Origin of the sequence: Kitasatospora sp. NPDC015120 (assembly GCF_043080305.1) — a bacterium.
Lineage (GTDB): Bacteria > Actinomycetota > Actinomycetes > Streptomycetales > Streptomycetaceae > Kitasatospora.
The window spans coordinates 341,215-366,906 of record NZ_JBIBVJ010000003.1 but is presented as its reverse complement, the minus strand read 5'-3'; the positions used below and the strand labels follow the sequence as shown (position 1 = coordinate 366,906).

Genomic DNA, 25,692 nt, shown 5'->3' with positions numbered 1-25,692 from the left:
GGGCGGCACCCCCGGTGGGCGGGCGTTCGGGGGGTCCGGGGCCCGGCTGTGTGCGGGGGGCCCCCCCCCCCCCCCCCGGGGGGGGGGGGGCCCCCCCCCGGGGGGGGGGGGCCCCCCGGGGCCTCCGGCGTCCCACCGGCCCGGATCGGCGGCTCACAGCCCCCAGAACTCCCCGCTCAGCCCCACCGAGCGCAGGTACGCGGCGGCCGCGGCCGGCTCGCGCCGGGTGTACGGGGAGCCGAGCCGCCCCTCGTACCAGTGCGCGGCGAGCCGCCAGAGGGTGACCAGGTCGAGCACGCTGCCGCGCGGGTTGCCGGTGGCGGCGAGCCAGGCGTCGACGCAGTCGGTGGAGCAGAACAGCCGCTGGTGGGCGCAGGTGTGGACGACGTCCTCCCACATCCGGGCGGCGGGCACCAGGAAGTGGGCCACCTGCGCACCCTCCGGCGGGGCCTGCCGGGCGACGGACCAGGCGTGCGCGCGCCCGCAGGCCGGACAGGTGGTGGCGACCAGCGCGGGGTCGGCGCCGGGGACGAGGTGCGGCAGCGCGAAGGAGTCCCAGGCGCAGCCGCCGAACCACAGGGTGTCGCCGGCCATCACCGAGAAGCCCAGGGGCACGGCCGAGAACGGGTGGGCCATGACGATCGCGTCGTCCGGGCCGAGTGCGAGGTGCCGGGCCCCGGCGAGCCGGCGCAGACCGGCCCGGACCTCGGGTTCGGTGGCGCCCAGCCGGGCGGCCAGCGCCGCGTGACCGGGGGCCCGGCCGGTGGCGGCGAAGGCGTGGTAGACCGCGAGCCGCAGCTCTTCGGTGTCCACGGCCGTCAGCCCGCCGCGGCCGGCGGCACGGCCGGGACCGCCGGGTGCGGCGCCGGGACCGCCGGGTGCGCGGCCCGGCCGTCGTGGGCCTCCCGGTGGGCCAGCACCTCGGGCATGTTCTCCTCCGCCCAGTCCTTGATCGCCCGCAGCAGCGGGAGCAACCCGGCGCCGAGCGGGGTGAGCGCGTAGTCCACCCGGGCCGGGACGGACGCGGTGACCGTCCGGGTCAGCAGGCCGTCGCGCTCCAGGGACCGCAGGGTCTGGGTGAGCATCTTCTCGCTGACCCCGGCGAGGCGGCGGCGCAGGTCGCTGTAGCGCTGCGGGCCGTCGGCGAGGGCGTTGACGATCAGGCTGACCCACTTGTCGCCGATCCGCTCCAGCAGGTGCCGGGCGGGGCACTCGGCGAGGTAGGCGTCGTAGCCGGCCCGGGCGGCCGAGCGGCGCTGGGCGGCGGTGGTGGTCGCCATCGGCTCTCCTCTGCGTGCGGTACGCACTCGGAGGTGCGTACTTCCTTCCGGAGAGCAACTCTCCTTAGGTTGGAGGCCGTTGGCAAGCCCCGCCCGTTCGGGAGGCGGGGCCCTGCGGGAGGGAGAGCGCGATGCGCGCCGTGGTCGTCCGCCGGTTCGGCGGTCCGGAGGTCCTGGAACTGGCCGAGGTGGCCGTCCCCGAGCCCGGCCCGGGCCAGGTGCGGGTGCGGGTGGCGGCCGCCGCGGTCAACCCGGTGGACGCGGTGACCCGCTCCGGGGTGCTCACGGAGGCCGGGCTGATGGCGCCGCGGGAGACCGTCGGGATCGGCTGGGACGTGGCCGGCACGGTGGAGCGGCTCGGCCCGGGGGTGACCGGCTTCGCGGTCGGGGACGAGGTGATCGGGCTGCGCGACCGGCTGGACGTCCCGCTCGGCAGCTACGCCGACGCCCTGGTGCTGGACGCCACCGCGCTCGCCCCCGCGCCGCCGGGCGTGACCGCCGTCGAGGCGGCGACCCTGCCGCTCAACGGGCTCACCGCCCTCCAGGCCCTGGACCTGCTGGACCTGCCGGCCGGCGCGACGCTGCTGGTCACCGGCGCGGCGGGCGCGGTCGGCGGGTTCGCCGTGCAGCTGGCGGCACGGCGCGGGCTGCGGGTGGTCGCGCTGGCGGGCGAGCAGGACGCCGCGCCACTGCGGGAGCTGGGCGCCGAGTGGCACGTGCCGCGCGACGCCCCCGATCCGGCCGCCGAGGTGCGCGCGCTGGTGCCCGGCGGGGTGGACGGCGCGCTGGACGCGGCGCTGCTGGGCGTGACGGCGCTCGGTGCGGTGCGCAACCGGGGGTCCTTCGTCGCGGTGGCGGCGGGCGCGGCGCCGCTGGGGCTGCGCGGGATCCGGGTCGCCCACGTCTGGGTGACGGCGGACGGCGCCGCGCTCGCCGGGCTGGCGGCCCTGGCCGCGCGCCGGGAACTGGCGCTGCGGGTGGCGGACACCCTGCCGCTGGAGCGGGCCGCGGCCGCCCACCGCCGCCTGGTGCGCGGCGGGCTGCGCGGGCGGCTCGTCCTGGTGCCCTGAGGCCGGTGCGCCGGTGCGCCGGACCCGGCGGCCCGGCGGATCCGGCGGGCGGTCCGCGGGTCCGCCGTGAGCTGGCATGATCGCAGGATGAACGACCGAATCATCGCCGCCTGCGACGGGGCGGCCAAGGGGAACCCGGGCCCGGCCGCCTGGGCCTACGTGGTGGCCGACGGCACGGGCGCGCCGCAGCGCTGGCAGTCCGGCCCGCTCGGGCACAGCACCAACAACGTGGGCGAGCTCACGGCCCTGGAGCGGCTGCTGTCCGCCACGGACCCCGCCGTACCGCTGGAGGTCCGGCTGGACAGCACGTACACCCGGGACGCGGTGACGAAGTGGCTGAAGGGCTGGAAGCGCAACGGCTGGAAGACCGCCGCGGGCAAGCCGGTGGCCAATCAGGAGCTGATCCAGCGGATCGACGGGCTCCTGGAGGGGCGGGACGTCACCTTCGTCTACGTGCCCGCCCACCAGGTGGACGGCGATCCGCTGAACGCCGCCGCCGACAAGGCCGCCAGTGACGCCGCCCGCACCCAGGAGGCGGCCGGCGGGACCGCCGCCGACCTGCCCGTCCCGGACCCGGCCGCGAGCACCCCGGCGCGGGCGCGGCGCGCCCCGGCCGCGTCTGCCGCCAAGCGGCGGACCGCCGGAGCGTCCGGTGGGTCCGGCAGGGCGGGCAAGGCGCCGACGCTCTCCGCCCGCTTCCCCGGGACCTGCCCGTGCTCCCGCCCGTACGCCAAGGGCGACAAGATCACCAAGGTCGGCGCCGGCTGGGGCCACCCGGAGTGCGCGGCCGCGCAGTCCTGAGCCGGACCGGCCGCCGTCTCAGGACTCCTTCCGGCCCCGCCCGGTGCGGCGGGCCCTGAACCAGGTGACGGCGGCCGCCAGTCCGACCGCCCCGCCGACGCCGAGCTTCACGGCGCCCTTGGCGACCAGCCAGCCGAGTCCGGGGGCCGTCCAGCCCAGTCCGTGCAGCACGGCCAGCAGCACCGCGGCCCCGCAGAGCCCCGCCAGCACCGTCACCACCACGGCCGCGCCGACGGGCAGTTCGCGCTCCTCGGCAGCCGGATCGTTCGTCCCCCGGGTGTCCATGGCGCGAGTGTAGCCAGCGGCCGTCCGGGGCGGACCCCGCCGATCGGCCGCTCCGGGTGCGGCGGTCAGCGCCGGGCGTGGTGGGTGTCGCCGACGTGTTCGCCGGTCTCCTGGTCGGGGAAGCTGACGGCGAGGGTGACCCGGTACTCGAAGACGTCGTCGCGGTGGCCCGGGACGCGTGCCCAGGCCAGCGAGTGCACTTCGGCCTCGGGCGCCTGCCGGCACCAGGCGGCGGCCTCCTCCAGGGCGCGGGCCGCCGACCGCCCCGTGCAGACCACGGCGGTGTAGGCGGCCACCGCGAGGTCGCCGCCGCTCCGGCCGTCCCGGGAGGCGGAACGGACCGCGGCCGCCGCCCGGGTCAGGTCGCGGGCGAGGTCGTCGACCACCCGGGGCGGCGCGGGCAGGACGGCCGGGGCCTCCGCCACGGTCTCCGGCAGGTTGGTGCTCATTCTCAGGGCCTCCGTCCCTCTGGCATCCCCTTGGTCGCGCGCCCCGCCCCGTCCCGGGATCCGCATGATCACGAGGTCAGGATGCCGGGCCGCCGTTCCTGGCATGACCACTTTCACCAGAACGTCACCCGTCCGGGGAAGACGCCGTCCCGTGCTCGACAGCGGCCCGCCCGCACTGATAAGGAGGGGTCCCTCGCATCCGGGCAGGTCAGCTCGGCCCGGCACCGGCGCCGCCGGGAGCCCGGCCGCACGTGCGCGTACCACCCCCGTGCCCCGGACCGCCGTCCCGGGCGCCCGGGCGCGCCCGCTCCACGACCGGTCCGCTGCCGCCCCGCGGCCGGTCCGCGGCACGCTCCCGGCCGTGACGGATCCGTCCAACTCCTGTAGCACCAACGGAACATCACGGGTCGCCGGGCGCCGTAGGATCCTGCCAGGTCACCGCCCGCCGCACCGGCGGGCGCCATCGGAGGGGGAATCCATGGACCGCAGGTCACCGCTCACGCCCGGCCGCCGGTACGGCCTGCTGCCCGCGCTGGCCCTCGCGGCCGTCGCGGTGACCGGCTGCTCCTCCTCGGGCGGCGGCTCGTCGACGGCCGCCCCCGCGCCGGCCACCACCGCCGCTCCCGCACCCGCCACCACCGCGCCGGCGCCGGCCCCGACCCCGGCTGCGACGACGAGCACGGCCCCCACGACGAGCCCGGCCACGAGCCCGGGCACCACCGCCGCCGGCACCCCCGCCGGCACCGGCAAGCGGCCCGCGGACGCCTGCACCCTGCTGACCTCCCCCCAGGTCGTCGCCGCCGTCGGCACCGGCGGCCCGTTCCGGGGCACCCACCCCGACCCGGACAACGGCAAGCCGGTCTGGGGCTGCACCTGGGGCTCCCGGCAGTCCTACGCCCACATCCGCGAGATGGACCCGGCCCTGTACACCGCGCTGCGGGCCAACCCCGACTACACGGCCACCCCGCTCCCCGGCGCCGGCAAGGACGCCTATCTGCTCCGCCGCAAGAACGGCACCCGGCCCGAGGTGAACTTCCTCGCCGAGGACGGCCGCGCCTACACCGTCGAGGTGATCAAGGACCGCGGCCCGGGCGACGACGTGAACGCCGAGGCCGAGGCGGTCGCCGCCACCGGGCTGGCGCTGCTGCTCTCCAAGAGCGTGTAGCCGCGCCCCGGAACCGGCCGCGCCGCCGCCCGGCGCAGCCGGTTCCCCCCGGGGCGTGAACGGGACGGGCACGATGGTGCCGGGCGGATGCGGGTGCGGCACGGTCATTCGCACAAGGACGCCACGGCGCCGTTGCCCCCGCTCCCCGACAGCCAAGGCGGATCGCATGAGCCGATCTCACCCACCCGCGCGCCCCACCGGACCGGCCCCGGCCGCCCCCGTTCCCGCTCCCGCCCCACCCGTCCGACCCGCCCCGCCCGTCCGGCGCGCGCGGACCGGACGGTCCGCGGCGGCCCTGCTCTCCGGGCTGACGCTGCTCGCCCCCGCCCTCGCCGCCGGCGCGCTCGGCGGCTCGACGCCCGCCCGGGCCGACAATCCGACCGTCTCCGGCACCGCCCTGCGCACCGCCTGGGACGCCGCCGAACCCGGACTCGCCCCGGCCGAGGTCTCCGCAGCCGGCTTCGGCCGCCGCTGGTCCACCGCCGTGGACGGCGCGGTCTACGCCCAACCGCTGGTCGCGGGCTCGACCGTGGTGGTCGCCACCGCGACCAACCACGTCTACGGCGTCGACGCGGCCGACGGCCGGATCCGGTGGCAACGCGCGCTCGGCACCCCGGTCACCTCCGACAGCGCCTGTCTGTCCCCCGGCACCGGGATCATCTCGACACCGGTCTACGACCGGGCGAGCAGAACGGTCTACCTGGTCTCCAAGTCCGGCGACGGGGGCGCGCACTTCTCGGTGCACGCCCTCGACGTCGGCTCGGGCGCCGAGCGCAGCGGCTGGCCGATCACCGTCCAGGGCTCGCCGGTGAACAGCCCCGGCGTGCCGTTCGACCCGGTCACCTCCGCCCAGCGGGCCGGACTGCTGCTGCTGGACGGCGCGGTCTACTTCGGGTTCGCCTCGGACTGCGGGATCGGCACGTACGTCGGCACGGTCGCCGGCGTCGGCACCACGACCCGCACACTCACCCTCTGGTCCACCGAATCCGGTTCCGCCTCGCAGAACGCGGGCGTCTGGATGAGCGGCGGCGGCCTGGTCTCGGACGGTTCCGGACGGATCTTCCTGGCCACCGGGAACGGCGCCGGTGACGGCTCCTCCCCGTTGAAGGGCCCGGGCGAGCGGCCCGGCGGCCACTTCGCCGAGTCGGTCGTCCGGCTCGGCGTCAACGCCGACGGCAGCCTCGCCCCGAAGGACTTCTTCAGCCCCACCGACAACCGGGAGATGGACCACGGCGACGTGGACCTCGGCTCCGGCGGCCCGGCCGCCCTGCCGTCCGGCTTCGGCACCGCCGCGCACCCGCACCTCATGGTGCAGGCCGGCAAGGACGGCCGGATCTTCCTGCTCGACCGCGACCGCCTCGGCGGCATGGGCCAGGGCCCCGGCGGCACCGACGCCGTGGTCGGCACCACCGGCCCGTTCAAGGGCATCTGGGGCCACCCGGGCGTCTGGGGCGGTGACGGCGGCTACGTCTACCTGGTCGAGAACTTCGGCTCGCTGCGCGCCCTCAAGTACGGGGTGAACGGCGCCGGGGATCCGCAGCTGACCAGCGCCGCGACGAGCACCGAGGGCTTCGGCTACGCCTCCGGCTCCCCCGTCGTCACCTCCGACGGCACGGCCACCGGCTCGGCCCTGGTGTGGGTGGTCTACTCGGGCACCGGCCCGGGCGGCCAGAACGGCGAACTACGGGTCTACGACGCGCTTCCGGCCAACGGCACGCTCCGGCTGCGGCGCAGCTTCCCGCTCGGCACGGTGAGCAGGTTCTCGGTGCCCGCGACGGACGGCGGGCGGGTGTTCGTCGGCACCAAGGACGGCCACCTGCTGGCGTTCGGCCGCTCCGCCTGACCCGCCCGGCACCGGCGCGGCCGCCGGCTCCCGGTCCACCCGGCCCCCGGCTCCCGGGGACCGGGTGGACCGAAGCGCACGCCCGTCCGGTGCGGGCGGGCGTGCGCGGACGGTGCGCGGGCTACCGCTGGAGCCTGAACACCAGGACGGCGCCCGGGTTCTCCAGTTCCGCGGACGGGGCTCCCGTGTTCACGTCGCGGACCAGGCCGGCGCTGTCGGTCGCCACGAAGACGGTCCTGCCGTCGGGGGACAGCGCGGTGGCGCGGTAGCGGTTCTGGGTGGTCCAGAGGCGCTCGGCGTCGCCCACGGCGTTGCCGTCGCGCCCGACCTTGAGCCGGTAGACGCTGCCGTCCTTGAGCGTGGTGATGAGCAGGGAGTTCTCCCAGCCGGGTACGCCGTTCTTGGCGTAGTAGGTCAGGCTGGAGGGCGCCACCGTCGGGTAGCAGATGAAGTACAGGCCGCCCTCGGCGCACTTCGGGTCGCGGAACTCGAAGCCGTTGTCGACCGTGGTGCCGAGGGTGCTGATCGGCGGGACGAACGCGCCCCTGAAGTCGCTCTCCTTCTGCTGCGGCACCGACGGCGGGACGTCGATGTCGTCGTAGGTGAGGTCCGTGCAGGGCGTGGGCGACGACGCCGCCCAGTTCGCGTACGTGTACGCCTTGTCGTCGCGCCAGCCGGCCACGTACGGCCAGCCGTAGTTGTTGCCCGGGCGGATGAGGTTGACCTCGTCGTCGGTCTTCGGGCCCTGGTCGGTCTGGTAGAGCCGGCCGTCCGGGGCGAAGTCCAGGCCCTGGCTGTTGCGGTGGCCGTAGGAGATGATGTGGCTGCGCACGCCGTCGATGACCGGGTTGTCGTCGGGGACGGACCCGTCCGGGTCGATCCGCAGGATCTTGCCCTGGTACGGGCCGAACCAGGCGTGCTGGTCCACCTCGCCCTGGGTGGGGAGCCGCTGGGCCCAGTTCGGGTTGCAGAAGTGCGCGAGCTGGTTGGCGCCCTGGTCGCCGACGGTGTAGTACAGCTTGCCGTCCTGGCCGATCCGCAGGCGGGCCGACTGGTGGTCGGTACCGGAGGGCAGGCCGGTCAGGACCTCCTGGGGGCTGCGGAGGGTGTGGTCGTCGCAGTCGAGCGTGTAGCGGACGATCTTGAGCCGCCTGGTCTCGCCGGTGACCTCCGCGGGGGTGTCGGTCAGGTAGGTGTACGACACGTAGACGTAGGTCTCGCCCTCGTCGTGTCCGCCGCCGCCCCGGTGACCGCCGTCTCCCCAGTCGGTGTCCTCCTGCTGGAAGGCCAGGCCCAGCACACCGTCCTGGCCGCCCTCGGTGTGGTGCGCCACGCCCGTCAGGTCCAGCGCGGTCGTCTTCTCGCCGGTCTCCGGGTCGATCCGGGTGACCTTCAGGCCGCTCTTCTCGGTGGACCACAGGTGTCCGTCGGGGCCCCACAGCAGCTCGTAGGGGTCGCCGAGGCCGGTGGTGAGCACGCTCCTCTCGAACTCGGGGCTGGACACGGCCCCGGAAGGGCCGGTCGGACCGCCCGCCGTCGCCGGGACGCCCGTGGCCAGGGTGACGCCCAGGGCCAGTGCGGAGACCGCGGCGAGCGCGGGGTATCGATGCTTCACGGCAACTGCCTTTCGATCGGGGACTTTTGTCCCATTGAGTGCAATCTCCGGCAGCTCCGCCCGCACGGCCAGCGCAGCGCATCCGAACGGCCCCACCCGCTGCCCGCGATGCCCGCCGCCGCCGCGCCCCTTCGGCCGGACCGCGGCGGCGGCCGGACGGCACACCCGCACCGGTTCTCAAGCGGTGGGCTCCTCACGTCACCCGTTCGAGCGCGATTGTCACGCGACCGCGCGAGTTGGGCCCGCGGGCGGGCCCGGCAGCTCGTAGCGTCCTGTCCGGGGACCGCCCGGTCCCCGAACCCCCCACTTCACCGAGGAGGGCAACTCCCATGAAGCCCACGCTCACCGTGCAACTCCCCGCCACCACGACCGGCACCGCGCCGTCCGCTCCGGCGGCCCCCGCCAAGCCCGTCTGGTCCGCACCCGCGGTGGAGTGCCACCGCACCGGCGCCGAGGTCACCGCGTACGCCGCGCGGACCACTCGGTGACCCACACCCCCACCACCGCGTCGAGCCGCGAGCGGTTCGCGGCCAGGCTCCACGGCCTGCGGGAACGGTACTGGGACACCCACCCGTTCCACCTGCGCCTGCACTCCGGCGGCTGCACGCCGCCGGAGCTGCGGCGCTGGGTCGCCAACCGCTGGTACTACCAGCTGGTCCTGACCCGCAAGAACGCGGCGATCATCGCCAACTGCCCGCTGCCGGAGGTCCGCCGGGAGTGGACCCGGCGGCTCGGCTACCAGGACGGCCCGCAGGAGGGCGAGGGCGGTCTGGCCGACTGGCTGGTGCTCGCCGAGGCCGTCGGCCTCGACCGCGCCGAGGTGCTGGACGAACGGCACGTGGCGCGCGGCGTGCGCTTCGCCGTCGACGCCTACTTGCACTTCTGCCAGACCCGGCCGTGGACCGAGGGCGTCGCGGCGGCCCTGACCGAGATGTTCTCGCCCGACCACATGGCCGAGCGCGTCATCGCCTGGCGCACGCACTACGACTGGATCGACCCGGCCGGTTACGCCTACTTCGAGCACCGGATCCCCGACGCCCGCCGGGACAGCGAGCGGACCCTCGACCTGGTGCTCGACCACTGCGTGACCGCCGAGCAGCAGCGAGCCGCCGTGGACGCGCTCGCCTTCAAGTGCGAGGTGCTGCGCGCGATGCTCGACGCCGTCGACTACGCGCCGGCGGAGACCGCGGTGCCCACCGGGACCGCCGGGACCGCCGGGACCGCCCGGTGAACGCCGCACCCGCCGCCGTGGCCCCCGGGCTGCGGCGCGGGGTGCGGCTGGTGCACGACCCGGTGCGCCGACAGGCCGCCCTGCTCTACCCCGAGGGCGTGCTGCTGCTGAACGCGACCGCCGCCGCCGTACTGCGGCACTGCGACGGGCGGCGCGACGCGGGCCGGATCACCGCCCGCCTCGCCGAGGAGTACGAGGGCGTGGACACCGCCCAGGTGCTGACGCTGCTCGCCGACCTCGCCGACCGCCGGCTGCTCACCCTCGACGGCACCGGCGCACCGGCCGAGCCGTACCCGGCGGCCGGGCTGCCCGGCGCCGCCACCGGGAAGCGGGCGCCGGCCCCGCTCGGCCTGGTCGCCGAACTCACCCACCGCTGCCCGCTGCAGTGCTCCTACTGCGCCAACCCGGTGGAACTCACGCGGCAGCGCGACGAGCTGGGAACCGACGAGTGGCTGCGCGTGCTCGACCAGGCCCGCGGCCTGGGCGTGCTGCAGGTCCACCTCACCGGCGGCGAACCGCTGTTGCGCCGCGACCTGGCCGTCATCGTCGCGCACGCCCGCCGGCTGGGCCTCTACACCAATCTGATCACCAGCGGACTGCCGCTGGACGGCGCGCGCGCCGCCGAACTCGCCGCGGCGGGCCTGGACCACGTCCAGCTCTCCGTGCAGGACGCCGATCCGTCGCAGGCCGACACCGTGGCCGGGCTGACCCGGCTGTCCGGTCCCGGCGGGCACGAGCGCAAGCTCGCCGCGGCCGCCCTGCTCACCGGCGCCGGGCTGCCGCTCACCGTCAACGCGGTGCTGCACCGCGGCAACCTCGCCCGGCTGGGCGCCATCGCCGACCTCGCCGCCGACCTGGGCGCCGACCGGGTGGAGCTCGCCCACACCCAGTTCTACGGCTGGGCCTGGGTCAACCGGGCCCACCTGGCGCCGGACGACGAGCAGGTCCGGCAGGCCGAGCGCGACGTCGCCGAGGCCCGGGCCCGGCACGGCGACCGGATCGAGATCACCCATGTGACCGCCGACCACCACTCCGGCACCGCCAAGCCCTGCATGAACGGCTGGGGGAAGGAGCAGCTCGTCGTCGCACCGGACGGCGCCGTGCTGCCCTGTCTGGCCGCCGCCCAGCTGCCGGACCTGCCGCTGCCGAACGCGGTCACCGACGGGCTGGCCGCCAGCTGGCACGACTCGCCCGCCTTCAACCGCTACCGCGGCACCGACTGGATGCCCGAGCCGTGCCGCGGCTGCGAGCTGCGCGAACAGGACTTCGGCGGCTGCCGCTGCCAGGCCTTCCAGTTCACCGGCGACCCGGGCGTCACCGACCCGGCCTGCCGCCTCTCCCCGCACCACCACCTGGTGCGGGAGTCCCCGCGCCCGGCCGCCGCTCCGACCCCCGCCCCGGCCCCGGTCCCCCGCCGGTTCACGGCCTCCGTCCCGCCCGACTCCGGCCCGGTGTGAACCCGCCCCCGCCCTGAGGAGCACCCGCTGAAGATCCGGATCCTCGGCACCGCCGCCGGCGGCGGCCTGCCCCAGTGGAACTGCGGCTGCGAGAGCTGCGCCACCGCCCGCCGCACCGGCGCCGTCCGCAGCCAGGACTGCCTGGCGATCAGCGCCGACGGCGCCGCCTGGTACCTGGTCAACGCCTCCCCCGACCTGCGCTCCCAGCTGCTCGCCGCGCCCGAACTGGCACCCCCGCCGGGCACCCGGGCCACCCCGCTGCGCGGCGTCCTGCTCACCAGCGGCGAACTCGACCACACCCTGGGCCTGGTGAGCCTGCGGGAGGCCGCGGAGCTGTCCGTGCACGCCACCGCGCCGGTCCGCACGGCGCTGCACGAGGCGTTCCCGGCCGGGCCGTTGCTGGCCCCCTACACCAAGGTGCACTGGCACACCGTCACCACGGGCCGGCCCGTCGAACTGGCCGGCGGGCTGGTGGCCGAGCCGCTGGCGCTCGGCGGCAAGCGCCCCCGGTACGCCGCCGACCCCGCCGGACTGCCCGCGGGCGACCCGGCCGGCGAGCGCACCGACTGGGTGATCGGCTACCGCTTCACCGAGGCGGGCGGAGGGGCCCGCGCGGTCTACGCCCCCGGCCTCGCCGCCTGGACGCCCGCCCTCGACCGGGCGGTGGCCGACGCCGACGTGGTGCTCCTGGACGGCACCTTCGCCACCGACGACGAACTCGCCGAACGCACCGGCGGCGCCCGCACCTCACGCGGCATGGGCCACCTGGCAGTCACCGACTCGCTCCCGCTGCTGGCCCGCCGCCCGGGACCGCGCTACCTCTACACCCATCTCAACAACACCAACCCGCTCGCCCACCGGGGTTCGCCGCAGGCCGCCGCGCTGGCGCCGGCCCTGGCGGCCGCGGGCGCGGCCGTCGCCGAGGACGGGACGCTGCTCGACCTGTGACCCCGCCCCGGGGTACGCCCCGTGCCCGGCCGGGGCCGTCCTGACCGTGTCCGGCCGAACCGGTCCACCGTCCGTTCACCGAACGGTGGCGCCCGGTACCGGCCCACGCCACCAGGAGCCTGTCGGATCGTCGTGATACTAATCATTCCGGTGAAGTGGACTGTCATGCACCGGCAGGCACGATGGTGACAGCCCGTCCGTTCCCCGGGGGACCGGACGGTGACGGGAGGGGCACGGCATGGTGAGCAGGAACGGCGAGGCCGCACAGGACGGCGCGGAGCCGGCCGGGAACGGGGAGCCGCGCAGGAGCCGGACGGCCGGCCGCCGGCTGCGGCTCGGCAAGCGGGTGACCGGGATGCTGGCGGTGTTCACCGCCCTCGCCGCGCTGACCGGTTCGCAGACCGGCCTCGGCCTCTCCCCGGTCGCCGCGGCGGGCACCGCGCAGGGCCTGCCCGGCGCGGCCACCGGCCCCGACGGCACCACCGCCTCGCCGTTCGGCGTCGCCACCCCCGGCGTCCCCGGGATCCCCGGCACGCCCGGTGTCCTCGGCACCGCGCCGGTCGACGGCGGTGGCACCCTGCCGCTGCTCCAGCCGCCGCTCGACCCGCTCACCTCGCCCTTCGCCGACCCGCAGCGCACCGGGCCCGCCCTGCCGCAGACGGTCTTCGCCGCCTACCGCAAGGCCGAGGCGGCGCTCGCGCTGCGCTCGCCCGGCTGCCACCTGCCCTGGCAACTGCTCGCCGCGATCGGCGAGGTCGAGTCCGGCCAGGCCGGCCGGGGCGCCGTCGACGCCGCCGGCACGACCTTCCGCCCGATCCTCGGCCCGGTGCTGAACGGCGCCGGCTTCGCGGCGATCGCCGACACCGACGGCGGCCGCTACGACGGCGACGCCGCCTGGGACCGCGCCGTCGGCCCGATGCAGTTCATCCCCTCCACCTGGGCGTCCTGGGGCGTGGACGCCAACGGCGACGGCAAGGCCGACCCGAACAACATCTTCGACGCCGCCGAGGCGGCCGGCCGGTACCTGTGCGCGGGCGGCCGCGACCTGTCCGACCAGGCGCAGCTGGACCGCGCGGTGCTCGGCTACAACCACTCCTCCGAGTACCTGCGCACCGTCCGCAACTGGATGGCGCACTTCGGCAGCGGCAGCCCGGTCACCACCCCGGACCGCCCGGGCACCCCCGGCCCGCTCGCGCCGCTGCTCCCGGCCGCGCCGCCGAGCCCGCTCGCCCCGGTGACGCCCGCGCCGCCGGTGACGCCGGTGCCGCCGGGTCAGGGCGCCGGTGCGCAGCCCGCGCCGGGGGCGACCACCGGCCCGGTCACCACGCCGTCCGGGACGCCGTCCGCGGAGCCCACCGGCACCCCGACCGGTGCCCCGTCGCCGAGCGCGACGCCCTCCGGCTCGCCCTCCCCGTCCGCCTCGGCCTCGCCGTCGGCGCAGCCGAGCGCCACCCCGTCCGGCACACCCGGCACCACGCCGCCCGGCAGCGCGAGCCCGGACCCGACCGCCACCCCGACCGTGACGCCCACCGCGACGCCGACCACCACCCCTTCCGGGACCCCGTCGACGACGCCGTCCGGCACCCCGGGCGCCACCCCGACCGCGACGCCCACGGACACACCCACCGACTGCGCCACGCCGACGGGCACCCCCACCGGCACCCCGAGCGCCGGCCCGTCCGCGACGCCGAGCGCGACGGCCACGCCGAGCGCGACGGCCACCGCGACCGGCCCCGGCTGCCCCACGCCGACCGCGACGGCCCCGGCGGGCGCGCCCTCGGCGGCCCCGTCCGCCAGCGCCACCCCGAGCGCCTCGCTCTCCCCCTCGGCCGCCGCGCCCTCGGCGCGCTGACCGGCCCGGCGGTCCCGCACGACGGTCCCGGCCCGGCTCCCGTTCACCGGGGAGCCGGGCCGGGGCGCGCGGCGAGCGGCGAGCGGCGCGGTGGCGTGCGCGGAGGGCGTCCCGCAGCCGTCCTCCGTGCGACCCGGCCGCCGTCCCGTCGTTCTTCCTCGTGAGGACGACGGCGAGCGTCTCGCGGCTGCGCCACCCGTCCGAGAACGTCCAGCCCTCCCACGGGTGCCCCGGCGTGGCCGACGCCGGCCGGTCCGCCACCGCAGCGGCACGTGCACCAGGAGCGGGAACGCCGACTCGTCCTCCGGGGCGACACCGAATCCGGTGCACCCCCGGCTCACGTCGCCGTCCGCCCGAGCGCGGCTGCCCGGAGTCCTCGGTTCCCTCCAGCCCTGCGCATCCACGGACCGGCCGAAGCTGGTCATCGTCCGGGACCGCTGCCCCTGCACCGGCACGCTACGTCCGCCTTGGCGGCCGTCAGCGGCGAGTCGGCCTTCTCGCCGGCCACCTCCGGAGGCGCATGAGCTCGGAGCGTATTCCTACTCCAGCAGCTTTTCCCCGGTGCAGTAACGTGCCAACGCCCCCTGGAAATGACCAGCTGCCGCAGAGCGGGACAACCGGAGGATCACCCATGCCCCGAGAGGCGCCGTACCTCGCAGTAGCCGACGTGCTGCGCGCGCGGATCCTCTCCGGAGAGTGGGAGATCGGGGAACGCCTGCCCTCCCGGGCTCGGCTTGCCGTGGACTACGGGGTCGGACGCAACGTCATCCAGAGGGCCATGGACCGTTTGATCATCGAGGGCCTCCTCGAAGGCCGTGCCGGCTCGGGCACCTACGTCCGCAGGCCGCGAGAGCGCCTCCGACTGATCCGCTCACGGCACCGCGGACGCCGGGAGAGTTCTCCTCCTCGGCAGGACAGGAGGGAGCGGGGCAGGGCCGACGCCTGGGATTCGCACAGTCAGGTCCGCGTCCCCGCCCCCGAGCCGATCGCCGCGAGGCTTGCCATCAGTGCCGGGGATCTCTGCGTCCGTACGCACTACGAGTTCCTCGCCGACGGGCGACCTGTCCAGCTCTCCGAATCCTGGGAGCCGATGGCTGTCACGGACGGAACGCCGATCGTGCTGCCCGAGACGGGTCCCCTGGCGGGTAAGGGGGTGGTCGAGCGCATGCGTTCCATTGGCGTAGCCGTCTCGACCGTGGTCGAGGTGCCGCGCCCCGCACCGATCTCGCTCGCGCGCTGTTCCTTGTGACGGTTCCGGTGGCCTGGTGGGCGGCCCATGCGCACGTTGCCCACGGAGTGCGGTCAGTGATGGCCGAGGCCCGGAGAGGCCCGCAAGGTTGCCGCCGCACTCCACCCGACCGGGCGGACCCCGTTCCCGGACCCGGCCGGCACCACGGCCGGCCTGGTCCGAAAAGGCAGGTCCGGAAGGCCGGTCAGAGGTGCTTGACCAGCTCCGGCATGAGGTCCTGGAAGGTGCGCCCGGTGGCCGGCTGCCCGATCGCGGTCATCTGCCAGCCGCCTGCGGTGCGCTGCACCTTGGCCATGATCTGCGCGGTGTACGCACCGCCGCCGGTGAGCGTGTACCGGGCCAGCTCGGTGCCGGTCTGGGTGTCGACCAGCCGGCAGAAGGCGTTCTCGACCTCCTGGAAGGTCTGGCCGGTGAACGAGTTGACGGTGAAGAGGATCTGGTCCACCTCGGCCGGGACGGCGGTGAGGTCGACGGTGATGGTCTCGTCGTCGGTCGCGTCCCCGGCGCCGCCGGTCAGGTTGTCCCCGCTGTGCCGCACCGAGCCGTCGTTGCTGGTGAGGTGCTGGAAGAACACCACGTCCACCGGCTTGCCCCCGGCGAACAGCACCGCCGAGGCGTCCAGGTCGATGTCCTGGCCGGCGAACAGCTTCGCGAGGAAGCCCTTCTTCTGCGCGGCGCGCCAGCCCAGGCCCATCCGCACCACGCCCAGTCGGCCTCCACCCGGCTTCTCCAGGCTCAGCTTCTGACCCTTCGCCAGCGAAACGCTCATCGCGCCCTCCTCGTTGCTCGCCTGCGCGCCTCGAATCTACAGCACTGTAGATCTTTTCGGCGCCCCGCGTACGCCCTCGTCCCGGGACACCTGCATACCCCGCCGACGCGTCGCGGAAGCGGATCCCCCGCCGACGCCGGCCCGCGGAACGCCCTGCGCCCACCCCGGTCCGCCGACGCCGGCCACGCCCTACGCCCTACGCCCGCTCCAGGCGGACCAGGGCGTCGATCGCCTCGGCGTCGCCCACCGGGCGGCGGACCCGTTCGGCACGGACCGTGCGCAGCCCGGCGCCGGCCAGGTCGGCGAGGACGTCGTCCGCGGTGAAGAGCACCGACGGGTCCTGGGGACCGCCGACCCCCTCGGTGAGGTTGCTGGAATCGTGGCCGACCACCAGCAGGGTGCCGCCCGGGGCGAGGGCCCCGGCGGCCGCGCGCAGGGCGGCCCGGCGGTCCTCGGCGGGGAGCTGGAGGTAGGCGACGAGGACCAGGTCGTAGCCGCCGGGCGGGGCCTCGAAGGTGCGGGCGTCGCCGTGCCGCCAGGTGAGGCGGTCGGCGACCGCGTCCGGCAGGGCGGCGGTGAGCCGTTCGGCGCGGCCGAGGGCGATCGTGGAGAAGTCCAGCCCGGTGACCTCCCAGCCGAGACCGGCGAGCCACATGCTGTTGCGGCCCTCCCCGGCGGCCAGGTCCAGGGCACGCCCGGGGGCGAGCCCGGCCAGTTCGCGGACCACCCAGCGGTTGGGTTCGGTACCCCAGACCAGCTCGCTCGCGGCGTAGCGGTCGTCCCAGGCGCGGCTGTCCATGACCCGTTCTCCGTTCGACGCGGGACCTCTCGGGAGGCCACCGTACCGGGCCCGCGCTCCTCGCACCGGTCGTGCGGCCGCCGACGGTCCGTCCAGCGGACACCCTTGACGGCGAATATTGGTCCAGTCCAATCTGTGATGTCGTGACCGCGACGGCCCCCGGGCCGGTCCGCGCCACGCATCCGCACGCCCTGCCGCATCCTGCCCTGCCGCACGTGTACACCCGACCGCGCACCCCCCACGGCGCCCGGTCCGGCTCCCCCCCGGCCCATCCCGGGCCATCGCACCGCCGGAACCCCCACTCCTCCGGAGGACCACCGCATGCACGACCGTGTCATGTCCGCGCGCCCCGCTGAGCGCCGGACCGTCGCTCCGCGCCGCCGGGCGCTCGCGCTCGCCCTGGCCGCCACGCTCAGCACCGGCAGCGCCGCCCTCGCGCTCTCCCTCAACACCGCCTCGGCCGCCGCCGTCAACCTGCTCACCAACGCCGACCTCGAAACCGGCACCCTGGCCGGCTGGACCTGCGCCAACGGATCGGTCGTCACCACTCCGGTGCACGGCGGCGGTTACGCGCTGAACGGCGCCGCCTCGGCCTCCGACACCGCGCAGTGCCAGCAGACGGTCGCCGTCCAGCCGAACACCAGCTACACCCTGGCCGGCTGGGTGCGCGGCAGCTACGTCTACCTGGGCGCGACCGGAACCGGCGTCAACGCCCAGACCTGGGCGCCCAACGCCACCGGCTGGACCCAGCTGAGCACCACCTTCACCACGGGCGCCACCACCACCTCGGTGACGGTCTTCACCCACGGCTGGTACGGCACCGGCGCGTACCAGGCCGACGACCTCAGCCTGACCGGCCCGGGCGGCCCGACCACGACGGCCAGCCCGACGGCGACCACCAGCCCCACCGCCACGAGCAGCCCGACGGCGACCACCAGCCCCACGGCCACCAACAGCCCGACCGCCACCAACAGCCCTACGGCGACCAACAGCCCCACCGCGACCAACAGCCCCACCGCGACCAACAGCCCGACCGTGACGCCCACCGCCACCTCGACCGGCACCGGCCCCACCGGGGACGGCAAGGTCACCACGCCGACCGGCCTCACCGTCACCAAGGTCACCCACAACGCCGTGGTCCTCAAGTGGCAGCCCTCCACGGTGAGCGCCGGTGACCTCCCGGTCGCCTACAAGGTCTACGCGGGCGACCAGCTGGTGGCTACCTCCATGGGCACCTCGGTGGCGGTCAGCTCGCTGCTGCCGACCCGCGGCTACACCTTCACCGTCCAGGGCTACTCCGGCACCCACGCCTCCGCCCAGTCCGCCCCGGTGAACACCACCACCGCCGCGGCGCCCGCGAACAGCCCGTTCCGCTCGGCCTACTTCGACCAGTGGGGCGTCTACGAGAACGCGTACCACGCGAAGAACGTGGACACCAGCGGTGCGGCCGGCAAGCTGGACGTCATCAACTACGCGTTCGCCAACATCCACCCGACCAACCTGACCTGCTTCCAGGCGGTCAAGGCCTCGGACTCGGCGAACGAGAACAACCCCAACGCCGGTGACGGCGCCGGTGACGCCTACGCCGACTACCAGGCCGACTACAACGGCGCCGCCAGCGTGGACGGCACCGCCGACACCTGGGAGCAGCCGGTCAAGGGCAACTTCAACCAGCTGCGCCAGCTGAAGGCCAAGTACCCCAACCTGCGGTTCACCATCTCGCTCGGTGGCTGGACGTACTCCAAGTACTTCTCGGACGCGGCCGCCAGCGACGCCTCGCGCAAGAAGTTCGTCTCCTCCTGCCTCGACATGTTCCTCAAGGGGAACCTGCCGACCAACGTCGCCGGTGACCCGGCGGGCGGCACGGCCGCGGCGGCCGGCCTCTTCGACGGCGTCGACATCGACTGGGAGTACCCGGGCTCGGCCGGCGGCCACACCGGCAACCACTACTCCCCCGCCGACAAGCAGAACTTCACCCTGCTGCTCAAGGAGTTCCGCACCCAGCTGGACGCCCTCGGCAACGCCCAGGGCAAGCGGTTCCTGCTGACGGCGGCGCTGCCCAGCGGCCAGGACAAGATCGCGCAGCTGGAGACCGACAAGATCGGCGCGTACCTGGACTACGCCGACATCATGACCTACGACATGCACGGCGCGTGGGACGCCAAGGGCCCGACCAACCACCAGGACCCGCTGCACGACAGCCCGGCCGACCCGACCACGCCGATCACCCCGGGCACCCGGAAGTACAACGTCGACACCACCCTGACGGCGTACACCAGCGGCCTGCCGGAGTACGGCATCACGGGCGGCTTCCCGGCGAACAAGATCGTGCTGGGCGTGCCGTTCTACTGGCGCGGCTGGACCGGCGTGCCGGCCGGCAACAACTTCGGCCTCTACCAGAGCGCGACCGGCCCGACCCCGGCCAAGCCGCTGAGCGCGGAGGCCGGCCTGGCCGCCTGGAAGGAGCTCAACCCGACCGCCGCCAACACCCACTGGGACCCGGTGACCGAGTCCTCCTGGGTCTACGACGGCACCAACTTCTGGACCGGTGACACCCCGCAGGCCGTCCAGGCCCGCGGCGCGTACGCCAAGAGCAAGGGCCTGGCCGGAATGTTCGCCTTCTCCCTGGAGAACGACGACGCCTCCGGCACCATGCTCAACGCGATGAGCAGCAGCCTGAACTGACGCTCCGCACAGCGGCCCCGGGGGGCGTGGGCTCAGCGCTCCGGCACCGGGTCGACGCCACCCCCGCGCCGGGCCGCGCCCGGGCGGCAGCGCAGCAGCCGGCCCGCCGTCAGCCGGGCACCGCGCAGGGCGCCGTGCCGGTGCAGCGCCTGGACGGCGTAGGTCGAACAGGTCGGGGTGTACGGGCAGCAGGCCGCGCGCCCGGGGCTGATCTCGGTGCGGTAGTGGTGCACCGCGCCGTACAGCACCCCCGCGACCAGGCCCCGCGGCGGAGGGGCGGCCGGGTCCGTGCGCTGCGCCGCGCGCCGCGTCCGGCCGCCGCCGAGGGCGAACCGGAGGCCGGCGGCCATCATCACCGGGAAGAGGCCGATCAGGCAGGGGCCGTCGCACCCGCCGCCACCGCCGCAGCCGTCACCGTTCCTCCCCCCGCCCCGGCAGCCCCCGCCCGTGCTGCCGCCTCCGCTGCAGCCGGGCGGGAGGTAGTCCTCCAGGTCGCTGTCCTTCTTCTTCTGCCCGTGCCGGCGCAGGTAGGCCTTCCACTCCTGCTGCCGGCGCTTGCGCCGGCGCCGTTCCTCGGCCGGCAGCCACCACCAGGCGCGTCCAGGGTCCTGGGTCGTCGGGAACTGATCGCCCTGGGCGGGCTCTTGACGGGACAACGCTGGCGGTTCCTCTCGGCGCACGCACACCGGGGCCGGCCCCCAGCGGCCCGATCAGACTATCGAAGACCACGGGGCCGGCCCCCTGGAAGGATCGTTCAGGCGCTCAGTCGCCGCCGCCCAGGTGCGGGAACAGATCGGTGAAGGTCTCGGTGGTGACCGAGACGCTGCGGCCGAAGGGGTCGTCGAAGTCCCAGATGAGGAACAGCAGGAAGGCGATCAGCGCGCTGAACGCCCCGGCCAGCAGCAGCTCCCGGCGGGAACGCCTGATCTGCAGGGCGAACACCATGCCGACCGTCACCACGGCACCCACGATCAGGCCGAACCAGACCACGCCCGGCATGGTCGGGCCGGCGTTCTGCCCGCGCGCGTTGCGGGCGTCGTCGGCGGTGCTGATCCGGTCCATGATCGGCTGGTAGGCCTGGGCCTCCAGGTCCGAGGCCGGGGTACGGGTCGCGACGTCGGTGCGCAGCTTCTCCAGCAACTCGGTGCCCCGGTCGGAGAGCCGGCCGTTCTCGCGCATGTACGTCCACTCCACGTCCACCACGTAGGAGACGTAGGCGTCGACGTCGGCGCGGACCTTGTCCCGGAACTCCACCGGGTAGACCTGCGCCCGCTCGCTCACCTCGTGCAGCGACTGCGCCTCGCGGAAGACGTCGTCCTGCGCCACGCCGCGCGCCTCCCAGACACCGGCGATGGCGAGGCCGAGCACGATCGCGTAGACCACGCCGATCATCATCGTCATGTACTCGATGACGTCGGGCGTCTCGTCGGTGTCCTCGTCCTCACCGGCACGGCGGTGCCTCAGCAGCACCACCGCCACCACGACGGCACCGGCCGCCAGCATGGCGATGGCCAGCGCCAACCACTCGGACATGGGAACTCCTTTCTCGGTCGGGGATCGACGGGGTCGATCGGAAGCAGTCGGGACCGTTCGTCGGGCCGGGGGCGGCCCGACGAACGGGAAGCAGGAGGGGAGACGGGGAAGGGGCGGCGGCCTCAGGAGCCGCCGGAGGCACCGGATCCGCCGCTACCGCCGGAACCGCGCGAGCCGCCACCACCGCGACCGGACCGGCCGCGCGGCCTCAGGGCTGCTGCCGCGAGCACCGCGGGCACGGTGACGACCAGCATGGTCCGGGTCGTCGCACCGCCGTGGTGGCGCTCCGGCGCCTGGACGGGCGGGGCCTGCGGGACGGCGCGCACCGTCGGGGCCGACCGCACCGGGCTGGGCGCCGGGGGCGTGGGGGCGGGTGCCGGGGGCGGGATCGGCGCGGGCGGTTCGGGCGCGGGCTCCGGCGGCGGGGGCGGCGGGACCACCGGCGCGGGCGGCGGGGTCGCCGCTCTCGGCGTCGGGGCTGGGGCGAGGCCGGGCGCCGGCGGCCTGGGCGACGCGGGCGGCGGGGTGGGCCGCGGCGGCGGAGTGGGCGCGGGCGGCACGGGCGGGGCCGGAGGCACCGGGGCCGGGCTCGGGGGCGGGGTCGGCGCCGGCGTGGGGGTGGGCGTGACGATCGGCGTCGGGGTCGGCGTCGGGGTCGGTGTGGGCGTGACGGTGGGCGTCGGGACGGGCGTGGGCGTCGGCCGGGTCGTCGGCGTGGGCGTGGGCGTCGCGGTGGGCGTGGGGGTCGGGCTCGGCGTGGGGGTCGGCGACGGCGACGGGCAGGGGTGGTGGTGCGTCGGCCACGGCGAGTGCGGGTGATGCGGATGGTGCGGGTGATGCGGATGGTGCAGGATCCCGGAGAGGTCGACGTCCACGCCGACCTCCACCTCCACGTCCACCTCGACGTCCACACCGCCCCGGCCGGCCCCCACCGCGACGTCCGCCCCGGTGCGGACGCAGGTCTCGACCACCGGGCCGTGCGGCCGCCCGCCCCCGTGCTGGGCCGCCGTGGGCCGGGCCGCGGCCGAGCCGCTCACCAGCGCGCAGAGCGCGGCCACCGCGGCGGCCGCGCCGGCCAGCCGGATCCGCCGCTCGCGGGGGCCGCCGGGAGCACCGTGTCCGGCGGCGACGGGCACCGGGCGCGGGTCCGTGGTCACGACGACCCGTCCATCGGTATCCGCCGGGGCGGCTGGGGCTGCGGCATGGGCTCCGTGCACCTCTCGTGTCGGCGGGAGTCGGCCGCGCCGGGAAGGGGGCCGACACCGGGACGGCCCGCCGCAGGGGCGGGCCGTCCGGCATCCGGTGAAACGATCATGCGGTGGACCGGGTTACGCCCGGCCCCGGGCGGGCCCTCCGGGGACGGCCCGTCCGGGCTGCGCCTCAGCGGCGCCCGTGCGCGATCTCGACGTTCTCCAGCACACCCACCGCGTCCGGAACCAGGATCGCGGCGGAGTAGTAGGCACTCACAAGGTAGGAGATGATCGCCTTCTCGTCGATGCCCATGAAGCGGACGGACAGGCTCGGCTGGTACTCGTCCGGAATGCCGGTCTGGTGCAGGCCGATGACGCCCTGGTTGTCCTCACCGGTACGGATCACCAGGATCGAGCTGGTGTTCTCCTTGCTGATCGGGATCTTGTTGCACGGCAGGATGGGCACGCCGCGCCACGCCGGCACCTGCTGCCCGCCGAGGTCGATGTGGTGCGGGTAGAGCCCGCGCGCGTTCAGCTCGCGGCCGATCGCGGCGATGGTCCGCGGGTGGGCGAGCAGGTAGTCGGGGTCGCGGCGGCGGTTGAGCAGCTCGTCCAGGTCGTCCGGGGTGGGCGGACCGGAGTGGGTCTGGATCCGCTGGTCGAAGTCGGCGTTGTTGAGCAGGCCGAACTCCGGATTGTTGACCAGCTCGTGCTCCTGGCGCTCGCGCAGGGCCTCGATGGTCAGCCGCAGCTGGTGCTCGACCTGGTTCATCGGCTGGTTGTAGAGGTCGGCGACCCGGGTGTGCACCTTGAGGATCGTCTGGGCGACGCTCAGCTCGTACTCGCGCGGCTTGAGCTCGTAGTCCACGAAGGCGCCGGGGAGCTGGTACTCGCCGTGGTGGCCGGCCGACATGGCGATCTCGGCCTCGCCGCGCTCGTTCTGGGCCTGGAGGGGCAGCGCGAGGAAGGCCTCGATGTGCTCCTGCAGCGCGGGCGAGTTGGCGCGGATCTGCTCGAAGTCCCGGCGGGGCAGCGACAGCACGGTACCGGCGGTCACCGTCTTGGCGGTGAACTCCCAGACGGCGGACGGGTCGAGCACCGCGTGCTCGCCGAAGCGGTCGCCGTCGCCGAGCACGCTGACCACCGTCTCGTCACCGTACTTGCCGGTGCCGATCTGGTTGATCTTGCCGTGGGCGATCAGGTAGATCCGGTCGGCGGCCCCGCCGCGCTCGGCCAGCACCTCGCCCGGGCCGAAGTCGCGCTGCTCGCAGCGGTCGGCCAGGGCGGTGAGCACCTCCTCGTCCTCGAAGCCGCGCAGCAGGGCGAGTTCGCCGAGCTCCTGCGGGATGACCCGGACCTCGGAACCGGTCTTGATGAACTCGACCCGGCCGTCGCCGACGGTGTAGGTCAGGCGGCGGTTGACCCGGTAGGCGCCACCGGCGGCCTGCACCCAGGGCAGCACCTTGAGCAGCCAGCGGGAGGTGATCTCCTGCATCTGCGGTGCGGACTTGGTGGTCGTCGCAAGATTGCGGGCAGCGGCCGTCGTCAGGCTGGACTGCTGGGCCACCTGCGGTGTCTCCGGGGTGGTCGTCTCCACGGACATCGGCAGGTCTCTCCTTCGTGTGATCGGGTCACGCCGACCCGTCGTACGACCGGCGGCAGCCGGAAGCAGCCGGGGGATCGATTCGGACGGATCATCAGATACGCGTATCGGTGGGAGGTTTGGCGGCCTTCGCGATGCGGTGCGCCGCGCTCGGGCGATCCATCCGGAACCCTAGATCACCAAGGGCCCGGCAACCCCGCACCGCAGCCGAGCGCCCCCCGATAGGGTGAATCTCTCCGACCGGAAGGTTTGAATCCGCGCGGTGTGAGCCACCAGGGCCGGATGTTCCTGCGCACACGAATGGCCCGGACGCGGGAACGATCCACCCCACTCGAACGGAGGAGCGCGCGAGCCCGCCCCCCGACCGGCGGGGCGCGGGCTCATCGAACGCGTGTCCAACATTCGAACAGGATGCCGGTGAGGCCTGCGGCGGGGGTCCGGATCAGACCAGCGCGGGCTCCTCGGCGAACCGCGGCTCGGCGCTGAACCAGGGCCTGCGCTCGAACGACGCGGGCCTCAACTGGTCGAACCAGGTGGCACGTTCGTCGTACCGGGCGAAGAACGGCAGGCCCACCCGGTCCGGCTCGCGGGCCTGCAGGAAGCGGCAGACGAAGACCCGCTCGCCGCCGATCCCGGCCACCCCGTCCAGGCAGACCTTCCCGGGCCCCGCCGACATCACCGGCCCCCGCGCCGTCCGCTCCAGCCCGGACACCTGCCGCACGGCGTCCCGGTAGATCCCCACCGCCCGTGCCAGCGGCACCTCGAAGTAGGAGCTGGCCCCGGTGTCCCGTTCGACGAACAGGTAGTACGGCACGATGCCCAGGCCCACCATGTCCCGCCAGAGCGCCGCCCACACCGCCGGATCGTCGTTGACGTGCCGGATCAGCGGCGCCTGGGCGCGGATCACCGCCCCCGTCGAGCGGATCCGCGCCACGGCCGCCCGCACCGCCTCCCCGGCCAGCTCGCGCGGATGGCTGAGGTGCGCCATCACCGCCACCTGCCGGCCGGCGGCGACCGCGCGTTCGAACAGCCGCAGCAGGTCGTCGGCGTCCGGATCGGTGGTGAAGCGGTGCGGCCACCAGGCCAGCGCCTTGGTGCCCAGCCGGATCGTGCGCAGGTGGTCGGTGCCGGGTCCGAGCAGCGGCTCGACGTAGCCGGCCAGCCGGGCGGTGGACATGATCAGCGGATCGCCCCCGGTGATCAGCACGTCGGAGACCTCGCGGTGGGCGCGCAGGTACTCCAGCGCGGTCGCCGGGCCCGGCAGGCTCTGCCGCAGGTCCGGCTCGCCGACGAACTGCGCCCAGCGGAAGCAGTAGCCGCAGTAGGCGTGGCAGCTCTGGCCCTGCGCGGGGAAGAGCAGCACCGTCTCCCGGTACTTGTGCTGGAGGCCCGGGACCGGGCGGCCGTCGAGCTGGGGGATGTTCTCCTCCAGCTGCCCGCCCGGGTGCGGGTTGAGCGCCCGCCGGGCGACGGCGACCGCCTCCGCCAGCCGTTCGCGCGGGGCGCCGGCGGTGAGCAGTGCGGAGATCCGGTCGAAGACCTCCGGCGGGAGCATGTCCCGGTGCGGGAAGGTCAGCCGGTACATCGGATCGTCGGGGACGCGGCCCCAGTCGATCAGTTCCTCCAGGACGTGGTTGTTCACCTTGAACGGCAGGACGGCCGCGACCACCGCGATCTCGTGCCGCAGCCGTTCGCCCGCCCCGGCGAGCTGCGGCAGGGCGGCCAGCCGGTGGCCGGGGACCGCGCGCAGCTTCGGCCGCCGGCCGCCCGCGGGGTCGTCGTTCACGCCCTCGTCTTGTCCGGTTCGCACCCGTGTCACCCCTCTCCCGGCCGCCTCACGCGGCCCTCCGGGCAGCCTAGCCTCCGCG

The 25,692-nt window shown here is 75.2% G+C and carries 22 protein-coding genes and 1 pseudogene; 12 read left to right on the top strand and 11 right to left on the bottom strand.

From position 1 onward, the window contains the following. Nucleotides 1-153 precede the first annotated feature (153 nt). Entirely contained in the window at nucleotides 154-813 is a 660-nt protein-coding gene (gene merB / locus ACF1AK_RS10400) for an organomercurial lyase (protein ID WP_391498337.1), read from the bottom strand. 5 nt (nucleotides 814-818) lie between these two features. Next, on the bottom strand, nucleotides 819-1,280 hold the full coding sequence (locus ACF1AK_RS10395; protein WP_391498336.1) for a winged helix-turn-helix transcriptional regulator: 462 nt from the start codon (nucleotides 1,278-1,280) through the stop codon (nucleotides 819-821). Nucleotides 1,281-1,411: 131 nt separating this feature from the next. Between ACF1AK_RS10395 and ACF1AK_RS10390 the strand changes: the two genes are divergently transcribed. Together ACF1AK_RS10390 and ACF1AK_RS10385 are read left to right on the top strand one after the other, a co-directional pair. Next, nucleotides 1,412-2,350, top strand: coding sequence for an alcohol dehydrogenase catalytic domain-containing protein (locus ACF1AK_RS10390; RefSeq protein ID WP_391498335.1), 939 nt, complete (start codon nucleotides 1,412-1,414; stop codon nucleotides 2,348-2,350). An 87-nt stretch (nucleotides 2,351-2,437) separates the two neighbouring features. Then, nucleotides 2,438-3,151, top strand: coding sequence for a ribonuclease H (locus ACF1AK_RS10385; protein ID WP_391498334.1), 714 nt, complete (start codon nucleotides 2,438-2,440; stop codon nucleotides 3,149-3,151). Between the two features lie 18 nt (nucleotides 3,152-3,169). On the opposite strand, the gene ACF1AK_RS10380 is transcribed toward ACF1AK_RS10385, so the two are convergent. Continuing rightward, a complete protein-coding gene (locus ACF1AK_RS10380) occupies nucleotides 3,170-3,436 on the bottom strand; it encodes a hypothetical protein (protein ID WP_391498333.1) in 267 nt (88 codons plus the stop codon). Between the two features lie 65 nt (nucleotides 3,437-3,501). Beyond that, nucleotides 3,502-3,885 carry a hypothetical protein gene (locus ACF1AK_RS10375; protein ID WP_380293956.1) on the bottom strand — a complete coding sequence of 128 codons (384 nt, stop codon included), beginning with the start codon at nucleotides 3,883-3,885 and terminating at the stop codon, nucleotides 3,502-3,504. A gap of 478 nt (nucleotides 3,886-4,363) precedes the next feature. Between ACF1AK_RS10375 and ACF1AK_RS10370 the strand changes: the two genes are divergently transcribed. Together ACF1AK_RS10370 and ACF1AK_RS10365 are read left to right on the top strand one after the other, a co-directional pair. Then, nucleotides 4,364-5,050, top strand: coding sequence for a hypothetical protein (locus ACF1AK_RS10370; RefSeq protein WP_391498332.1), 687 nt, complete (start codon nucleotides 4,364-4,366; stop codon nucleotides 5,048-5,050). 166 nt (nucleotides 5,051-5,216) lie between these two features. Continuing rightward, a complete protein-coding gene (locus ACF1AK_RS10365) occupies nucleotides 5,217-6,893 on the top strand; it encodes a PQQ-binding-like beta-propeller repeat protein (protein WP_391498331.1) in 1,677 nt (558 codons plus the stop codon). A 121-nt stretch (nucleotides 6,894-7,014) separates the two neighbouring features. Here ACF1AK_RS10365 and ACF1AK_RS10360 read toward each other — a convergent pair whose 3' ends face one another. Further along, on the bottom strand, nucleotides 7,015-8,508 hold the full coding sequence (locus ACF1AK_RS10360; RefSeq protein ID WP_391498330.1) for a glucose/sorbosone family PQQ-dependent dehydrogenase: 1,494 nt from the start codon (nucleotides 8,506-8,508) through the stop codon (nucleotides 7,015-7,017). A 329-nt stretch (nucleotides 8,509-8,837) separates the two neighbouring features. Between ACF1AK_RS10360 and pqqA the strand changes: the two genes are divergently transcribed. The 6 genes and pseudogenes from pqqA to ACF1AK_RS10330 form a co-directional block, all read left to right on the top strand. Further along, on the top strand, nucleotides 8,838-8,996 hold the full coding sequence (gene pqqA, locus ACF1AK_RS10355; RefSeq protein ID WP_391498329.1) for a pyrroloquinoline quinone precursor peptide PqqA: 159 nt from the start codon (nucleotides 8,838-8,840) through the stop codon (nucleotides 8,994-8,996). Next, nucleotides 8,993-9,739 carry a pyrroloquinoline-quinone synthase PqqC gene (gene pqqC / locus ACF1AK_RS10350; RefSeq protein WP_391498328.1) on the top strand — a complete coding sequence of 249 codons (747 nt, stop codon included), beginning with the start codon at nucleotides 8,993-8,995 and terminating at the stop codon, nucleotides 9,737-9,739. The genes pqqA and pqqC overlap by 4 nt, the downstream gene beginning before the upstream one ends. After that, entirely contained in the window at nucleotides 9,736-11,196 is a 1,461-nt protein-coding gene (gene pqqE / locus ACF1AK_RS10345; protein ID WP_391498327.1) for a pyrroloquinoline quinone biosynthesis protein PqqE, read from the top strand. The genes pqqC and pqqE overlap by 4 nt, the downstream gene beginning before the upstream one ends. Before the next feature lie 27 nt (nucleotides 11,197-11,223). Then, the gene (pqqB, locus tag ACF1AK_RS10340) at nucleotides 11,224-12,144 is read left to right on the top strand and encodes a pyrroloquinoline quinone biosynthesis protein PqqB (protein ID WP_391498620.1); all 921 of its coding nucleotides are present in this window, start codon (nucleotides 11,224-11,226) and stop codon (nucleotides 12,142-12,144) included. A 238-nt stretch (nucleotides 12,145-12,382) separates the two neighbouring features. Further along, on the top strand, nucleotides 12,383-13,996 hold the full coding sequence (locus tag ACF1AK_RS10335; RefSeq protein WP_391498326.1) for a lytic transglycosylase domain-containing protein: 1,614 nt from the start codon (nucleotides 12,383-12,385) through the stop codon (nucleotides 13,994-13,996). A 631-nt stretch (nucleotides 13,997-14,627) separates the two neighbouring features. After that, nucleotides 14,628-15,242, top strand: a pseudogene (locus ACF1AK_RS10330) (GntR family transcriptional regulator); the annotation flags it as partial. A 187-nt stretch (nucleotides 15,243-15,429) separates the two neighbouring features. Here ACF1AK_RS10330 and ACF1AK_RS10325 read toward each other — a convergent pair. Next, a complete protein-coding gene (locus ACF1AK_RS10325; RefSeq protein ID WP_391498325.1) occupies nucleotides 15,430-16,014 on the bottom strand; it encodes a TerD family protein in 585 nt (194 codons plus the stop codon). Between the two features lie 196 nt (nucleotides 16,015-16,210). After that, nucleotides 16,211-16,813: a class I SAM-dependent methyltransferase gene (locus tag ACF1AK_RS10320; protein ID WP_391498324.1), complete on the bottom strand. Its 603-nt coding sequence runs from the start codon at nucleotides 16,811-16,813 to the stop codon at nucleotides 16,211-16,213. 321 nt (nucleotides 16,814-17,134) lie between these two features. Here ACF1AK_RS10320 and ACF1AK_RS10315 point away from each other — a divergent pair, with 321 nt between their 5' ends. Then, nucleotides 17,135-19,498: a glycosyl hydrolase family 18 protein gene (locus tag ACF1AK_RS10315; protein ID WP_391498323.1), complete on the top strand. Its 2,364-nt coding sequence runs from the start codon at nucleotides 17,135-17,137 to the stop codon at nucleotides 19,496-19,498. 32 nt (nucleotides 19,499-19,530) lie between these two features. Here ACF1AK_RS10315 and yidD read toward each other — a convergent pair whose 3' ends face one another. Both yidD and ACF1AK_RS10305 read right to left on the bottom strand, forming a co-directional pair. Beyond that, nucleotides 19,531-20,154, bottom strand: coding sequence for a membrane protein insertion efficiency factor YidD (yidD, locus tag ACF1AK_RS10310; RefSeq protein WP_391498321.1), 624 nt, complete (start codon nucleotides 20,152-20,154; stop codon nucleotides 19,531-19,533). 106 nt (nucleotides 20,155-20,260) lie between these two features. Continuing rightward, nucleotides 20,261-21,031 carry a hypothetical protein gene (locus ACF1AK_RS10305; RefSeq protein ID WP_391498320.1) on the bottom strand — a complete coding sequence of 257 codons (771 nt, stop codon included), beginning with the start codon at nucleotides 21,029-21,031 and terminating at the stop codon, nucleotides 20,261-20,263. 240 nt (nucleotides 21,032-21,271) lie between these two features. On the opposite strand from ACF1AK_RS10305, the gene ACF1AK_RS10300 reads away from it, so the two are divergent. After that, on the top strand, nucleotides 21,272-21,850 hold the full coding sequence (locus tag ACF1AK_RS10300; RefSeq protein WP_391498319.1) for a hypothetical protein: 579 nt from the start codon (nucleotides 21,272-21,274) through the stop codon (nucleotides 21,848-21,850). Between the two features lie 561 nt (nucleotides 21,851-22,411). Here the strand turns inward: ACF1AK_RS10300 and ACF1AK_RS10295 are convergent. Together ACF1AK_RS10295 and ACF1AK_RS10290 are read right to left on the bottom strand one after the other, a co-directional pair. After that, entirely contained in the window at nucleotides 22,412-23,824 is a 1,413-nt protein-coding gene (locus ACF1AK_RS10295) for a family 2B encapsulin nanocompartment shell protein (protein WP_391498318.1), read from the bottom strand. Between the two features lie 442 nt (nucleotides 23,825-24,266). Then, nucleotides 24,267-25,610, bottom strand: a complete 1,344-nt coding sequence (locus ACF1AK_RS10290; RefSeq protein WP_391498317.1) for a KamA family radical SAM protein — start codon at nucleotides 25,608-25,610, stop codon at nucleotides 24,267-24,269. Nucleotides 25,611-25,692 lie beyond the last annotated feature (82 nt).

What these genes read in the sequence shown, in the direction of transcription:
- ACF1AK_RS10325 (WP_391498325.1), bottom strand. Translation starts at nt 16,014, where the DNA reads ATGAGCGTTTCGCTGGCGAAGGGTCAGAAGCTGAGCCTGGAGAAGCCG.
- pqqA (WP_391498329.1), top strand. Translation starts at nt 8,838, where the DNA reads ATGAAGCCCACGCTCACCGTGCAACTCCCCGCCACCACGACCGGCACC.
- ACF1AK_RS10320 (WP_391498324.1), bottom strand. Translation starts at nt 16,813, where the DNA reads ATGGACAGCCGCGCCTGGGACGACCGCTACGCCGCGAGCGAGCTGGTC.
- ACF1AK_RS10335 (WP_391498326.1), top strand. Translation starts at nt 12,383, where the DNA reads ATGGTGAGCAGGAACGGCGAGGCCGCACAGGACGGCGCGGAGCCGGCC.
- ACF1AK_RS10380 (WP_391498333.1), bottom strand. Translation starts at nt 3,436, where the DNA reads ATGGACACCCGGGGGACGAACGATCCGGCTGCCGAGGAGCGCGAACTG.
- ACF1AK_RS10295 (WP_391498318.1), bottom strand. Translation starts at nt 23,824, where the DNA reads ATGTCCGTGGAGACGACCACCCCGGAGACACCGCAGGTGGCCCAGCAG.
- ACF1AK_RS10315 (WP_391498323.1), top strand. Translation starts at nt 17,135, where the DNA reads ATGCACGACCGTGTCATGTCCGCGCGCCCCGCTGAGCGCCGGACCGTC.
- ACF1AK_RS10365 (WP_391498331.1), top strand. Translation starts at nt 5,217, where the DNA reads ATGAGCCGATCTCACCCACCCGCGCGCCCCACCGGACCGGCCCCGGCC.
- ACF1AK_RS10385 (WP_391498334.1), top strand. Translation starts at nt 2,438, where the DNA reads ATGAACGACCGAATCATCGCCGCCTGCGACGGGGCGGCCAAGGGGAAC.
- ACF1AK_RS10305 (WP_391498320.1), bottom strand. Translation starts at nt 21,031, where the DNA reads ATGTCCGAGTGGTTGGCGCTGGCCATCGCCATGCTGGCGGCCGGTGCC.
- ACF1AK_RS10390 (WP_391498335.1), top strand. Translation starts at nt 1,412, where the DNA reads ATGCGCGCCGTGGTCGTCCGCCGGTTCGGCGGTCCGGAGGTCCTGGAA.
- ACF1AK_RS10395 (WP_391498336.1), bottom strand. Translation starts at nt 1,280, where the DNA reads ATGGCGACCACCACCGCCGCCCAGCGCCGCTCGGCCGCCCGGGCCGGC.
- ACF1AK_RS10375 (WP_380293956.1), bottom strand. Translation starts at nt 3,885, where the DNA reads ATGAGCACCAACCTGCCGGAGACCGTGGCGGAGGCCCCGGCCGTCCTG.
- ACF1AK_RS10370 (WP_391498332.1), top strand. Translation starts at nt 4,364, where the DNA reads ATGGACCGCAGGTCACCGCTCACGCCCGGCCGCCGGTACGGCCTGCTG.